The organism is Neisseria sp. (assembly GCF_030527965.1).
In the GTDB taxonomy this organism is placed as follows: domain Bacteria; phylum Pseudomonadota; class Gammaproteobacteria; order Burkholderiales; family Neisseriaceae; genus Neisseria.
In genome coordinates this window covers 1-14,371 of sequence record NZ_JAUMZU010000008.1, presented here as the reverse complement: position 1 = coordinate 14,371, position 14,371 = coordinate 1, and the positions used below count along the sequence as shown (strand labels likewise).

The following is a 14,371-nucleotide window of genomic DNA, read 5'->3' as shown; positions in this document are numbered from 1 at the left end:
CAGCCAAGAGGTAGAAAACATATTCTGCTCCTCAACATCCCTTATCATTGGCTCAGATTCAAAAACTAAGACAATCAACTAAATTAAGGAAAAGACTTTATAGTCTAAAAATTATCAGAGCAAATTCAAATCATATCCGACGCAAAAATATTTAAGTTGGCAGAACAAACAAAAACGTTGATTTTTCTGCTTTCATAATCTAAACCTTACAATCAATAGGAATTATTGAAAAAATAGAGACTGCCAACTATTTGACAATATTAAGGTGCTCATTAAAACGATGACATACAACTTTTCTTTTTCCTCCTTGATTTATCCAGAATCAAATCCGATTTGGCGCTTTTTTACTGGTAGCTTTATAATTTATGCCTGCCTGAAAACCTATTTCAGACAGGCATTAACCATAACAACATACAAACACATGGAAAAACACACGACACCCACGTTAACCGCCGTCATGCACAATCGCCGTCTGCTGTTGGCCGCCGGCGGAGCTGTACTATTGGCGCCGAAAGCCGTGTTGGCAGGCATGCAGCGGGAAGAAACGCTGTCCGACGATGTTGCTTCGGTCATGCGCGGTTCTATCAACAACGTTAATCCCGCACACCTCGTCTTCTCAAACAGCCGCGACGGCGAGCGCTGGATGCGCGACATGTCGGCCCGGCTTGCGCGTTTCGTACCCGATAGCACCCAACGCAACCGCTTATTAGTCAACATACAATACGAAAGCAGCCGCGCAGGTCTCGACACCCAGCTTATCCTCGGGCTTATCGAAGTAGAAAGCCGTTTCCACCAATACGCCATCAGCAATGTCGGCGCACGCGGCCTGATGCAGGTGATGCCTTTCTGGAAAAACCATATCGGTCAGGCATCACACAACCTGTTCGACATCCGCACCAACTTGCGCTACGGTTGCACCATCCTGCGTTACTACCGCAACCGTGAAAACGGCGATATCGTGCGCGCACTTGCCCGTTTTAATGGCAGTTTGGGCAGCAACAAATATCCCAATGCCGTTATCGGCGCATGGCGCAACCGCTGGCAATGGAACTGAGCACCCAAAAGTCTGTATAATTCAGTAGTTCATTTTTCAGACAGGCATCCGGCCTGCACATCATTATGGCAAGAACACAACAAACCCGCATGTATCCAGAAGAATGGCGTGCCAGCACCTCTATGGCATGGGTTTATGCCCTGCGGATGCTCGGTATGTTTCTGGTGCTTCCCGTATTGGCGCTTTACGCTTACGACCTCCCGGGCGGAGGGAACAAGGTTCAAGTCGGGCTTGCCATGGGTATCTACGGCCTCACGCAGGCTCTATGGCAGCTGCCGCTAGGCATCGCTTCAGACCGTTTCGGGCGCAAAAAAGTCATTTATTTCGGATTGATACTGTTTGCTTCCGGCAGCTTCCTGGCCGCTTATGCCCACAGCCTGCCCGTATTGATAGCCGCCCGTGCTCTGCAAGGCGCAGGCGCAGTCAGCGCTGCCGTAACCGCGCTGGTGGCAGACTTAACGCGAGAAGAAGTCCGCACCCGCGCCATGGCCATGATCGGCCTGAGCATCGGGCTGACTTTTTCATTCAGCATGGTTCTTTCTCCCGTATTAACTCGTTATATCGGCGTACCCGGCTTGTTTATTTTGATGGGCGTGCTCACCCTATCAAGCATCGGCATCGTTGCCTGGATGACACCCGATCCAAACCGCTCCAAGCTGCATGAAGACGCGGAAACCCAACCGGCCAGAATTTCCGAAGTTTTAAAAGACCGCCAGTTGCTGCGGTTAAACTTCGGCATTTTCGCACTGCAAACCGGCCTGATGGCCTTATTCACCACCCTACCTTTCGCGCTAACCCGACTAGGGCTCGATAAAATCCAACATTGGAAAGTGTATCTTCCGGCCACCGTTATCGGCCTGATTCTCATGGTGCCGGCCATTATCATCGGCGAAACGCGCAATAAACTCAAACACGTTTTTCTGTTGGGTATAGGCCTCATTGCCGCCGCCCAAGTCGGCCTGATGTTCGGCCTGAATTCTCTCTGGCTCATCGGTACTTGGCTGGTGGTCTACTTTATCGGCTTCAACATTCTCGAAGCCAGCCTGCCTTCTCTGGTTTCCAAAATCGCACCGGGCGAGCTGAAAGGCACCGCAATGGGTGTTTACAACACACTGCAATCCATGGCCCTGTTTGTAGGCGGCACGCTCGGCGGCTGGATCTTCCAGCACTTCGGTCACAATGGCGTTTTCCTTTTTTGCACGGCATTAATGCTGTTATGGCTGGTTATCGCTTGGTTGGCTCCCCCGCCCAAACCGGTCAAGAATATAACCCAGCCCATCGGCAAATCTTGGTACAATCGGCACGAAGATTTGCAAGCCGCATTACAGCAAGTAGCCGGAATCGAACGTATCAGCTTCAGCAAAGATGGCGAAACCATATTCATCAAAGCGCTGCAGAAAGGCTTTGACGAAGCCGGCGCGAAAAAAATTATTTCAGGAGTAGATTAATGTCAGTTAATAAAGTGATTCTCGTCGGCCGTTTAGGGCGCGACCCGGAGGTGCGTTACATGCCCAACGGCGAAGCCGTGGCCAACTTTTCCGTAGCCACCAGCGAAACTTGGAACGACCGCCAGAGCGGCCAGCGTGTTGAGCGTACCGAATGGCACAACATCACAATGTACCGCCGTTTGGCCGAAATTGCCGGCCAATATCTGAAAAAAGGTAGCCAGGTTTATCTGGAAGGCCGCATCCAAAGCCGCAAATACACCGACAAAAACGGCGTGGAACGTACGGCTTACGAAATTGTTGCCAGCGAAATGAAAATGCTCGGCAGTCGCGAGGGCGGCGGTGCACCTTACGATGACAACGCTCACCAAGGCGGCTACCAACAATCCGCACCCCAGCAAGCCTACCAATCCCAGCCTGCCGCCGCAGAGCCGCCGGCCGCACCTCGCCGCCAAGCACCGGCCGCCACCCCTGCCGCGCCGGTTGACGATATCGACGACGATATTCCGTTCTGATGCCTTTCAGACAGGCATCAAACCGGCCGGCCGAATTATTGAAGAAAGTTTGCCATTTCCCGCCGATTTGATACAATGCCAATCAGAAACGAATGATTAAGCAAGCCGCCAATTTAGCGCGGCTTGCGTTTTTATGGATTGAAACGGGCCGCCACCTCGCCCATTACGGCGCCCCAAATGGAGCATAAAACCAATATGAAAAAAATCCCGTTAACCATCCGCGGCGCCGAATTATTGAAAGCCGAATTGCAACAGCTTAAAAGCGTTGCGCGCCCCGCCGTTATCGAAGCGATTGCGGAAGCCCGTTCGCATGGCGACTTATCGGAAAACGCCGAATATGAAGCAGCCAAAGAGCGCCAAGGCTTCATCGAAGGCCGTATTTCCGATCTGGAGCATAAGTTATCCCACGCTCATGTCATCAATCCGGCTGAAATCCATGCCGAAGGCAAGATTGTTTTCGGTTCTACCGTAACGCTGGAAGCCTCGGAAAGCGGCGAGGAAGTGCGCTACCAAATCGTTGGCGAAGATGAGGCCGATATCAAAGAAAACAAAATATCCATCAGCTCCCCGATTGCCCGCGCCTTAATTGGTAAGGAAGAAGGCGATACCGCCGAAGTTCAGGCGCCCGGCGGAATTCGCGAATACGACATCGTAACCGTGGAATATATCTGATACGATATACACTGGCTCCTCATTGCCTGTCTGAAAACCCGATTTGCTTTTGCCAAAGCAGCCGATTGTTTTCAGACAGGCATTTTTACCACAAAGCATTATGCTCCCATCAAATTAGCGATGCGCCCATACTGGCCGGGTTGACACCGAGGCGGGCGCGTTGTTTAATTTCTAAATGTTAAGTCAAATTTACAGATAGATTTTCTATGAACCGTTTAACAGCGCTGATTGCCGGCAGTTGGCTGGGCATGCAGGTTTTGGCCGGTTATGTCGCCGCACCGATTTTATTTAAAAACTTAGAAAAAATGCAGGCCGGCGAACTTGCAGGCAAGCTGTTTACCATAGTCGGCTACTACGGCCTGGCCGCTTGGTTTCTGGTGTATATCGTAGCTCGCATGGAAGCGGCATCTGCCAAACCGCGCCGCTGGATTGCCCTGCAAATCGTCTTAATCGGTATCAATCAGCTGTTGATACATCCCGTCATCCAAGCTGTGAAATATGGCCAAGATCATCCTTTGCGCCGCATTTCCCACCACTTCAGCTCAGGTTCCTGCGAATCCAGCTGCATGACCGAATTTGCTTTCTGGCATGGATTCTCCAGTCTGCTTTATATGACCATTACCGTCTTAGGGCTGTTTATCCTCTCCGTTTTTTTACGTTTAAGTTTCCAATCCAAGCGCACACAGCTTTAACCAATATATTGCTGCAAAACACCGTATTTCAGCCAATCCTCTAAATTTACCTGAAAGAAAACAACTTCCGAATCAGGCAAACCATGTTTCCGATATTCAAACCTATGTATAATATGGGCAATCCTTACGAACCGGCAAACACGCACAAGTCGAGCAAAGCCGTTATCACTTGGTCGCTTCCGCCTGCCGGCGCAAATACCACCTATATTTTGAAGAGGACATTATGTTAGTCTGCAATGTTGATGAAATCATTATCCACGGTACGACCAGCAAAGGAAAAACCTTCCGCCCGAGCGATTGGTCGGAACGTTTATGCGGCATTTTGTCGTCTTTTGATAAAGGCAACCGCCTTTCCTATCATGAATGGGTGCGCCCTCTGCTAGTAGAAAATGTACGCTGCGTTGCAGTACATAAAAAACTGCAAGAAATCAACCCTGCGATGTTCCGCTTTCTGATGGACTTTGCCGCCGACAATGACTTGCGTGTTATCAATTGCCAAACCTTGATAGACGAACAAGAAACGCAACAGGCACAAGAAGCGCAACAAACCGATGAAACAAACCTTTCCACAGAAAAACACGCAACCCAAAGCGCCTCGGCTCATAGCCATGCTCGCAACACCGAAGAAGGCCAGTTACGCGAAATTGAAGCGGAAGAAACCGCTTCCGCTTTTGCCGCACTGAGCATTTTGCGCCCGACACTGACCGACGTAAACCGTTTCGTCGAGCAAGTCAATGCCCAGCAACGTCCGCAAGGCTACCGTCTGCTGGGTATTTTTGAAGAAGGCAAAAACAACGCCGTGGCCGTATGCGGTTTCCGCGTCGCAGTTAATCTGGTCAGCGGCGTATACATTCATATTGATGATGTGGTTACCATTCCACAAAGCCGCGGCCGCGGGCATGCCGCCCGTTTGCTGTCAGAAGTGGTGGAAATTGCCCGCCAAGCCGGCATCACGCAAATCCAAATCAATTCCAATGTAGGCTCCGACCGCAACGACGCCCGGCGCCTCTATTTCCGCCACGGCTTCGATATCACCGGCCATCATTTTATTCGCAAGGTATAAAACGGCTATTTTCCCAAACCCATAAAGAATGCCTGTCTGAAAATTTTCAGGCAGGCATTAAGCTTAATCATTTTTGCTGAAGTCTAATCACTCAGGCTCATCATCATAATTTCTTGGTGGGCATATTCTATCTAATTCTTTTTCCAGCTCTTCTGTCAATCGTTTACAATAGGCTAAAGGTAATTCTATCAATTCATATGACCCTTCTTGATACGAATAAAATAATCTGAATGTCTCGCCCACGATTTCACATAATGTAGATAACCCATTGTCCCAAAGTTCGCCTCCTGTTAGTACAAGCAAGTTAGTCTGATTATATTCTTCATCTAGAAAATCAATCTTATCCAGCGGAAGATTGGTTTGTTTAAAGTTATATTTGAGTGCACCTTTAAAACCTGCTATCAAATCAGGCATGTCCGAACTCAACGTTATATTAGGACCTTTCCCAGGATAGGCTTTTCCGTTGATCCATAAATTTAATGGACCAAGTGGGAAGAATGGGTCATCAAAAAGAACATCATATTGAATAAAAAACTCCATATTATCGCCAATAATCATTTCAGTGCCTTTACTTTTAGTAAATACTTATTTCAATCATGCGGCTTGTTGTCTGTTTCCAAGCCTTAGCATGATCCATTCGATTTTTCAGCGCCGCGGTTTTCATTATAAAAACAAAATGCCTGTCTGAATATTTTCAGACAGGCATTCTTTAACCGGCCGTATTGAATCAGTGCCTAAAATGACGCACACCCGTCAGCACCATTGCGATGCCATGTTCGTCTGCTGCGGCGAACACTTCTTCATCGCGCACCGATCCACCCGGATGAATAATGGCTTTAATGCCCTGCTCTGCAATCACATCTATGCCGTCGCGGAAAGGGAAAAACGCATCGGAAGCGGCACAGGCTCCGTTTAAATCAAAGCCGCCTTCTTGGGCTTTACGCGCAGCGATACGGGTTGAGTCAACACGGCTCATTTGGCCGGCACCGATGCCATAAGTCTGCCCGCCTTTGCCAAACACAATGGCATTGGATTTAACAAATTTGGCTACATTCCAAACAAACAGTAAATCACTCCACTCCTGCTCGGTTGGCTGCCGTTGTGAAACCACCTTCAAATCTTCACGACGGATGCGGTGAACATCGGGCGTTTGTACCAACAGGCCGCCACCGACGCGCTTCAATTCAAAGCGATTGGCACCCGCCTGCAACGGCACTTCCAAAACGCGCACGTTTTTCTTGGCGGCGATAATCTCTTTGGCTTTGTCGGTAAACTTCGGTGCCATCAAAACCTCAAGAAACTGCCCAGTTACCGCTTCCACCGTATCGGCATCCACTTCTCTATTAAACGCGATGATGCCGCCGAATGCGCTGGTGGTATCCGTTGCAAAGGCCAATTTATAGGCATTCAGCGGGGTATCGGCCGTGGCTACGCCGCAAGGATTGGCATGTTTCACAATCACGCAGGCAGGCGCATCAAACGATTTAACCGCTTCCCAAGCAGCATCGGCATCCGCGATGTTGTTATATGACAATTCTTTGCCTTGTAATTGATGATAAGCGCTCAAGCTGCCGGCGGCGGGGTAAATATCCCGATAAAACGCGGCTTGTTGATGAGGATTCTCGCCATAGCGCATTTCCTGTACCTTCAGCCAGCTTTGATTAAACTGCTGTGGAAACGTGCCGACTTGCGGCTCGCCGCTTAATTTTTCATCAGACAAACTGGTCAGGTAATTGGAAATCATGCCGTCATACTGTGCGGTGTGGCTGAACGCTTTGCGGGCAAGATTAAAGCGGGTTGTATCGCTCAATGCACCGCCGTGATTCTGTAATTCTTCAGCAACCGATGCAAAGTCGGCATTATCGGTAACAATGGCAACGTGTTTCCAGTTTTTCGCAGCGGAACGCACCATAGTCGGCCCACCGATGTCGATATTTTCAATGGCATCTTCCAGTGTGCAGCCGGGCTTGGCAATGGTAGAGGCAAAAGGATAAAGGTTGACGCACACTAAATCGATATTGCCGATGCCGTGCTCCTGCATCTTGGCAACGTGTTCGTCTAAATCGCGACGGCCGAGAATACCGCCGTGAATTTTCGGGTGCAGCGTTTTCACACGGCCGTCCAGCATTTCTGGAAAACCGGTGTAGTCCGCCACTTCGATAACCGGCAAGCCGGCGTCGGCCAGCAGCTTGGCCGTACCGCCGGTGGAAAGAATCTCTACGCCGAGCCGGCTCAGGGCTTGGGCAAATTCGACAACGCCTGCTTTGTCCGACAGGCTGATAAGGGCACGCTTTACAGTTGCCATGTTGGTTCCTTATGGGGATTGGGGTTAAAAACAGAGGGATAAATAGTGAATCTGAGCATTCAAAAAACAAAACCGTCCGGAACATCATTGTTCCAGACGGCTCGCTACGCTTATTCGATACCCAGCATTCCGTGTTCGACCAATTTCTTGCGCAGGGTGTTTCGGTTCAGCCCCAAAACAGCCGCCGCTTTCGACTGATTGCCGCCGCATTGCATCATCACGCAACGCAACATGGGCTTTTCTACTTGTTTGACGACCATATCATAAACACCTTGCGCCGGCTCGCCATCGAGCATGCGAAAATACTGGTTGAGATTTTGTTCAATGGTGTGGGCGATATCAGGTACTCGTCCGGGCATATCGTTTTCCTTTTTTATAGAATGGTTATAAACATTGTCTGACAGAATGCCTGTCTGAACATACGCTTCAGGCAAGCAGAATAAGTTTGGCTACCGATAGGCCGAAGGCCAATGTTCGGCTTCCTGCCCGGCCAGATAACCGGCCACCGCATCATATTGCGCCGCAGCGCTTTCCAAACGGTTGGCTGCTCGACGGAAAGCATCGCCATCGGGGAAAAGCGCGGTATACCAGCCGATGTGTTTACGGGCGATTCTAACGCCGGCTATTTCACCGTAAAAATCATACATGGCCTGTAAATGCGCCAGCATCGTCTCCGCCGCCTCGTTAAACGGCCGCTCGGCCGGCAGAACGCCAGTCTCAAAATAATGCTTGATGTCGGCAAACAACCAAGGGCAACCCTGCGCACCCCGCCCGATCATCACGCCGTCGGCACCAGTCTGTCGAAGCACGGCGGCGGCTTTCTGCGGGCTGGTAATATCGCCGTTTACCCACAGCGGAATGCCTATTTGTGTTTTGACTTCGGCAATCAGCTCGTATTCTGCTTCGCCTTTATACATTTGCGTGCGCGTTCTGCCGTGCACGGCCAATGCAGCGATGCCCGAATCTTCGGCCATACGAGCCACCGTAAGGATATTCTTATGCTCGTCGCTCCAGCCCAAACGGGTTTTCAGCGTAACCGGCACGTTCACGGCCTTAACCACGGCCTGCAAAATGGCCTCAACTAACGGTTCGTTTTGCAATAGGGCGCTGCCGGCAAGCACATTGCATACTTTCTTGGCAGGGCAGCCCATATTGATATCAATCACTTGCGCGCCTTGCGCCACATTATAACGAGCGGCTTCGGCCATCTGTAGGGGATCGCTGCCGGCAATCTGCACGGCAATCACGCCGTTTTCTCCACGGTGATCGCTGCGGCGCAAGGTCTTTTGAGTGTTTCTGAGCGAAGGGTCGCTGGTCAGCATTTCGCTTACGGCCCAACCTGCGCAAAAAGAACGGGCGAGGTTGCGGAATGGTTTGTCTGTGATACCGGCCATAGGCGCCAGCGCGATAGGCGTGTCGGTTGGATAGGGGCCGATAAACATGGTGCGGTGTTATGTTCGATAGAATTTTTATAAGGGTAGATTGTACAATTCTTAGGCAGCTTCCGCCAAGCCACTCTCGTTATTTTTACATGCCTGTCTGAAATTAAAAATCAGCCCGCCCATGCCGAAACAAAGATTTCCGAATGCGTAAAAATATCAGGCATATCGACGGCACAAGCGGCAAGTAAAATCTGCTAACATGCTGCTTTACTCGATACTCCACCCGCACAATCATGACCGACTCCACTTTGCATCTGGCTATTGCCGCCGCTTTCTGTTTGTTGTTTTGCCTTCTGATTTGGGCGCTGCTCCGCCATCGCTTTCAAGCCCAGAAGCAAGCTTTGCAAACAGAGCTAGCCGGCCGCTCCGAGCAATACCGTTTTGCCAATCAGGCTCTAAGCGAAGCCGAAACCGAGCTATCCGCCTTGCGCCAATCGCATCAATCGGCACAAAACCAACTTGCCGCAGCCAATCAACACATCGAAGATCTGCAAGCACGCCAGAGCGACTATGCCTGTCTGAAACAAGATTATGAGCATCTGCGGCTGGCCAACGAGCGCTTAAACACACAAATCGAGCAAGAGCGCCAAATCCAAGAAGAAAAAATCGCGCTCCTGCAAGACGCCCGCGCCGGTTTAAGTCATCAATTCCAAATACTGGCCAACGAAATTCTCGAAGAAAAAACCAAGCGGTTTACCGAGCAAAACCAAGAAAATCTCAACCGTCTGCTCCATCCTTTAAACGAGCGCATCAGCGGCTTCAGCCAACTGGTGCAAAACACCTACGAAAAAGAAACCAAAGAACGCCTTACACTAGAAAACGAACTGAAACGCCTGCAAAGCCTTAATACCCAACTTCACACCGATGCCAAAGCCCTTACCGAGGCCTTAGTCGGCACGCAAAACAAAACGCAAGGCAACTGGGGCGAAATGATTCTGGAAAGCGTATTGACGCACTCAGGCTTAGCAAAAGACCGCGAATATATCGTGCAGGCCGCATCGACCCGCCGAGAAGAAGACGGCAGCACCCGCCGCCTTCAGCCCGACGTATTGGTCAACCTGCCCGACGGCAAGCAAATCATCATCGATGCCAAAGTGTCGCTGACCGCTTATGTCCGCTACACGCAGGCATCAACCGCCGATGAAGCCGAACGCGAGCTGGCGGCCCACATCGCCAGCATCCGCCACCACATAAAAACCCTCTCGCTGAAACAATACAACGAAATCGACGGCTTACAGACGCTCGACTTTGTGTTTATGTTCATCCCCGTCGAGCCGGCCTACCTACTCGCCCTGCAACATGATCAAGCCCTCTTCCAAGAGTGCTTCGACAAACGCATCATGCTTACCGGCCCCAGCACCCTGCTCGCCACCTTGCGCACCGTTGCCCATTTATGGCGTAACGAGCAGCAAAACCAAAATGCCCTGACCATCGCAGAAGAAGGCGGCAGGCTGTATGACAAATTCGTCGGTTTCGTGCAAACGCTTGAAAGCGTCGGCAAAAACATCGATCAGGCGCAAAGCCAATATCAAGCGGCATACAAACAACTCTACGAAGGCCGCGGCAACCTTGTCAACCGGGCCGAAAAACTACGCAAGCTCGGCATCAAAGCCAGCAAACAGCTCGACAAACAGCTGGCCGAACATGCGGCCAACGAACCGACCGTTGCCATAGCGCCAAACCAATCGGATATATCCTCATAACAAATGCCTGTCTGAAACTGTTTTTCAGACAGGCCAGGCATCGCTACGCCATCAACACAAACCGTCAATCCGCCTTACCACTCAATTCTTGCTTTTTCCAACGACGAATCTTCCCCCGGAAATTCGTAAACGGCGCCACAGTATTCATGTGAATCTACTTCCATAAAGGCCATTCAGCCGACGTGGTTGCCCATCGGCACTGCCCGGGTTCGAATAATTGCGGCTCCGGCAACGTTGCCACCCAATCGCATAACGCTGCTACCGAGTCTCGCAACATTTTCTGTTGCTCGCACAAACTATAGCTGCCGTAGCAAGCATAAAAATGCTGATACAATTTTCCCAGTTAATTCCACTGATAACCCGATGCAGGCATATGCACCGTCTTGCCTGCCTGCTCATCCTTTTCCCATTGTAACAACAGATTAACCCAACCCAATTGATAAGAAAGATGTTCGAAAGGTGTTTTTTCATTGTCATCCGACCGCTGATGCCTCAACGCTTCCGGGATATCGGCAAATTCAACAAGATATTTATCCAAACTCGTTTGAATAGCCGCCACTAATTCCGTTTTATCAGCATAACTTCGCATACCGACACGCTCCCAACATCACAATTTACTTTTAAAAATCACCCCACAAAGTTTGCATCGCTGCCAATGCAGCCAGAGCGGCGGTTTCCGTACGCAAAACCCGAGGCCCGAGCAATATCGCCTCAAATCCGGCCGCCAATGCCTGCTGCTCTTCTTCCGGAGCCCATCCGCCTTCCGGCCCCACCATAAACACAATACGCTCAGGCTTATCAACCCGATTATTCAAGAGTTGCGCATCATTCAATCCTAATAAAAAACGCGTACTCTTTTCAGGCAGGCATTGCAGCATTTGCCGGAAGCCCATAATCGGCATAACCTGCGGCACCACATTACGCCCGCACTGCTCGCAAGCCGAAATCACAATCTCTTGCCAGCGCGCCACCCGTTTTTCTGCCCGCTCAACATCGAGCTTCACAATACTACGCGCGCTGGTAACCGGAATAATCCGATTCACCCCCAGTTCCACGCTTTTTTGCAGCGTAAAATCCATACGTTCGCCGCTTGACACAGCCTGCACCAAAGTAATATCCAAAGGGGATTCATTATCGGAGCCTTCCTCTCCCGTCACCTCCGCTTGCACCGATTTCTTCGACAAATGACGCAAAACAGCAGGATAACTTTTACCATTGCCATTAAACAAAACAATGCCGCCTCCTTCACGCAAGCGCAGCACATGAATATGACGCACAACATCAGAAGGCAGCTCGAGTATCAGCCCGGGAGCAAGCCCGGCCTCAAGATAGAATCTAGGCATGTTTTTCACAGAAAAATAGGTTAATATAAGCCTGCTATTATAACCATCAAACTGAAGCTTTCTAAGGACAAACCGTGTTAAACCAACTGCAAACACTGGTACGCGAAGTGGCTCAAGCCGAAGTTATGCCTTTTTTCCTCAACGTCGCCGCCAACCGCAAGGCAGACGGCAGCCTGTTTTCCGAGGCTGATTTAGCTTCGCAGGCCGCATTTGCCTACGGCTTGACCGAAATCATCGATTGCCCTATGCTCGGTGAAGAAATGACCGAAACGCAGCAACGCGAATTATGGAAAAATTCAGACAGCGGCTTATGGGTGGTCGACCCGATTGACGGTTCTAATAATTTCATCAATGGCATTCCCCATTTTGCCCTATCCGCGGCCTATATAGAAAACGGCCGCCCCAAGCTCGGCGTCGTATACAACCCGGTAAGCAACGAATGCTTTTATGCCGAAAGCGGTAAAGGTGCCTTCCTCAACGGCAGGCCTTTGCCTTTACGCAGCATAGAAAAAAAATTACAACACGCTATCGCCGGCGTAGAAATCAAGCATCTGCGCTCAGGCAAGTTGGCCAGCCGCATGAACACGCTATCGCCCTTCGGCAGCATACGCAGCCTCGGCAGCAGCACGCTTGACTGGTGCTATCTAGCCGCAGGCCGCTATGACGTTTATGTGCACGGCGGTCAAAAACTATGGGACTACGCCGCAGGCGCTTTAATTTTCGAAGAGGCCGGCGGCCTCTTAGCCACACTGGAAGGTGACGATTTCTGGAGTGGGCAGCATGTTTTCAAACGCACCGTTATCGCAGCCCTACAACCAGAATTATTCGACACATGGCTGCAATGGATTCGTACCAACCAATAAATCTTTCAAACAGTCACAAAAATATATCCAAATAGAATAAATACTAAATTTAATATCCTTATTGCAATACTTAACAGTTATTAAAATTAACTTAGTTATAATTGTAACCGTCTCACTAAGGTTGTATATCTCCCTGCAACCCAAGTAAGTACGACATTTCCCGTATATGTATTGGCCATTCATGCTTCCCAGCTTGAATGGTTTTTTTTTTTGCCTGTATCCAGCGCTCATCAAATAACCTAAATATCAAAGATGGCTCCCTAACCAGCCTGCAGAAATTTAACCGGCTATCAATAATTCCTTTCTTAATAAAGTTCAAAAATATAAATTAATTTTACCCTTTAATAAATTTATTGACTTTGCATAACCAGTTATTCATCATCAAATATACAATAAAATCAAAATAATAAAACCATATTGCACCCATTAACCCTATTTGTTGAAAATTACCCAAAAACGCCTAAATTATCCGCCCTTTAACGCCCACTTACACCAAAACCGATAGCATGAAAACCGCTGTAAACAGCAACATCTTAATTTGAAAAACAGAGAGACTTTAAATATGAAAAAACTTATCCTATTAGCATCATCATTATTGGTTTCAGGCAGCCTTATCGCCGCTCCTGCTAGCGCACCATTACCTTCTTCAGATCAATCTACATCCCTACCGACTGCTCCGATGACTACAACAACACCGGATAGCAGCAGCGTAACTTCCGCTCCGGCTACTGATGCCGAACAGGCGGTTACCCCTAAAAAAACCAAAAAAGCCAAAAACAAAAAAAGAGCGCACAAAAAACACAAAGCCATGAAAAAAACCGCAAACCATGAGGCTGCTACGTCAACAGAACAAGGCAACGATGCCGCGGTAACTCCTCCCCAACCTTAACCAGATCATTTATTGAATGGCACAAGCATTTTCTAATTTGTGTTTAAAAACCACAAAATCTGCCATCCCAAAGCTGAGCCATTCAAATTTGATTGGATATTATTAATGAATATTAAATAAGGTTTTCCCTAAAAAAAGCCTGTCTGAAAATAATTTCAGACAGGCTTTTTCTAAATAGTACGCGATTCTTTATTAATTAAGATTTTTAATTATCCTTCCTTCTGAACATAATTTTATATAACCGCACCGGAACAGTACATATTGAGACAAATTGCAGTCGGAGAGCCCTCCTTTATAAGCATCTGCCCTTTGTCTTTTGGCCCCAACACTAAAGCCCGACTGTCATCGGGCTTTTTTCGTTTGCCTGTCGTTCCGGTTCACTTAA

Annotated in this window: 14 protein-coding genes and 1 pseudogene; 9 read left to right on the top strand and 6 right to left on the bottom strand. The window is 49.2% G+C overall.

The genetic code is table 11. The features are described from left to right. Positions 1-421 precede the first annotated feature (421 nt). From Q4A84_RS04770 to Q4A84_RS04745, 6 genes are all read left to right on the top strand, one after another. A complete protein-coding gene (locus tag Q4A84_RS04770; RefSeq protein ID WP_303087788.1) occupies positions 422-1,054 on the top strand; it encodes a lytic transglycosylase domain-containing protein in 633 nt (210 codons plus the stop codon). Positions 1,055-1,119: 65 nt separating this feature from the next. After that, on the top strand, positions 1,120-2,502 hold the full coding sequence (locus tag Q4A84_RS04765) for an MFS transporter (protein ID WP_303087787.1): 1,383 nt from the start codon (positions 1,120-1,122) through the stop codon (positions 2,500-2,502). Then, the gene (locus Q4A84_RS04760) at positions 2,502-3,014 is read left to right on the top strand and encodes a single-stranded DNA-binding protein (RefSeq protein ID WP_303087786.1); all 513 of its coding nucleotides are present in this window, start codon (positions 2,502-2,504) and stop codon (positions 3,012-3,014) included. The genes Q4A84_RS04765 and Q4A84_RS04760 overlap by 1 nt, the downstream gene beginning before the upstream one ends. A 195-nt stretch (positions 3,015-3,209) precedes the next feature. Continuing rightward, entirely contained in the window at positions 3,210-3,686 is a 477-nt protein-coding gene (gene greA, locus Q4A84_RS04755; RefSeq protein WP_303087869.1) for a transcription elongation factor GreA, read from the top strand. 206 nt (positions 3,687-3,892) lie between these two features. Next, on the top strand, positions 3,893-4,378 hold the full coding sequence (locus Q4A84_RS04750; protein ID WP_303087785.1) for a DUF4149 domain-containing protein: 486 nt from the start codon (positions 3,893-3,895) through the stop codon (positions 4,376-4,378). A 223-nt stretch (positions 4,379-4,601) separates the two neighbouring features. Further along, positions 4,602-5,441, top strand: a complete 840-nt coding sequence (locus tag Q4A84_RS04745) for a GNAT family N-acetyltransferase (RefSeq protein WP_303087784.1) — start codon at positions 4,602-4,604, stop codon at positions 5,439-5,441. Positions 5,442-5,528: 87 nt separating this feature from the next. Here the strand turns inward: Q4A84_RS04745 and Q4A84_RS04740 are convergent, their stop codons facing one another. The 4 genes from Q4A84_RS04740 to dusB all read right to left on the bottom strand — a co-directional run bounded on the left by Q4A84_RS04740 (position 5,529) and on the right by dusB (position 9,188). Continuing rightward, the gene (locus tag Q4A84_RS04740; RefSeq protein ID WP_303087783.1) at positions 5,529-5,999 is read right to left on the bottom strand and encodes an Imm42 family immunity protein; all 471 of its coding nucleotides are present in this window, start codon (positions 5,997-5,999) and stop codon (positions 5,529-5,531) included. A gap of 169 nt (positions 6,000-6,168) precedes the next feature. After that, positions 6,169-7,746: a bifunctional phosphoribosylaminoimidazolecarboxamide formyltransferase/IMP cyclohydrolase gene (gene purH / locus Q4A84_RS04735; RefSeq protein ID WP_303087782.1), complete on the bottom strand. Its 1,578-nt coding sequence runs from the start codon at positions 7,744-7,746 to the stop codon at positions 6,169-6,171. A 110-nt stretch (positions 7,747-7,856) separates the two neighbouring features. Next, positions 7,857-8,105 (bottom strand): Fis family transcriptional regulator, encoded by a 249-nt coding sequence (locus Q4A84_RS04730; RefSeq protein WP_303087781.1) that lies wholly within the window; start codon positions 8,103-8,105, stop codon positions 7,857-7,859. Positions 8,106-8,195: 90 nt separating this feature from the next. Beyond that, positions 8,196-9,188, bottom strand: coding sequence for a tRNA dihydrouridine synthase DusB (dusB, locus tag Q4A84_RS04725; RefSeq protein ID WP_303087780.1), 993 nt, complete (start codon positions 9,186-9,188; stop codon positions 8,196-8,198). A 233-nt stretch (positions 9,189-9,421) separates the two neighbouring features. On the opposite strand from dusB, the gene rmuC reads away from it, so the two are divergent. Further along, positions 9,422-10,891, top strand: a complete 1,470-nt coding sequence (gene rmuC / locus Q4A84_RS04720) for a DNA recombination protein RmuC (protein WP_303087779.1) — start codon at positions 9,422-9,424, stop codon at positions 10,889-10,891. 154 nt (positions 10,892-11,045) lie between these two features. Here the strand turns inward: rmuC and Q4A84_RS04715 are convergent. Together Q4A84_RS04715 and Q4A84_RS04710 are read right to left on the bottom strand one after the other, a co-directional pair. Then, positions 11,046-11,480 (bottom strand): annotated as a pseudogene (locus Q4A84_RS04715) (ClbS/DfsB family four-helix bundle protein). Positions 11,481-11,511: 31 nt separating this feature from the next. Further along, complete coding sequence (locus Q4A84_RS04710) at positions 11,512-12,234, bottom strand: 16S rRNA (uracil(1498)-N(3))-methyltransferase (protein ID WP_303087778.1); 723 nt, start codon at positions 12,232-12,234, stop codon at positions 11,512-11,514. A gap of 74 nt (positions 12,235-12,308) precedes the next feature. Between Q4A84_RS04710 and Q4A84_RS04705 the strand changes: the two genes are divergently transcribed. Further along, positions 12,309-13,097, top strand: coding sequence for an inositol monophosphatase family protein (locus Q4A84_RS04705; RefSeq protein WP_303087777.1), 789 nt, complete (start codon positions 12,309-12,311; stop codon positions 13,095-13,097). A gap of 562 nt (positions 13,098-13,659) precedes the next feature. Continuing rightward, positions 13,660-13,986: a hypothetical protein gene (locus Q4A84_RS04700; protein ID WP_303087776.1), complete on the top strand. Its 327-nt coding sequence runs from the start codon at positions 13,660-13,662 to the stop codon at positions 13,984-13,986. The last annotated feature ends 385 nt before the right edge of the window (positions 13,987-14,371 follow it).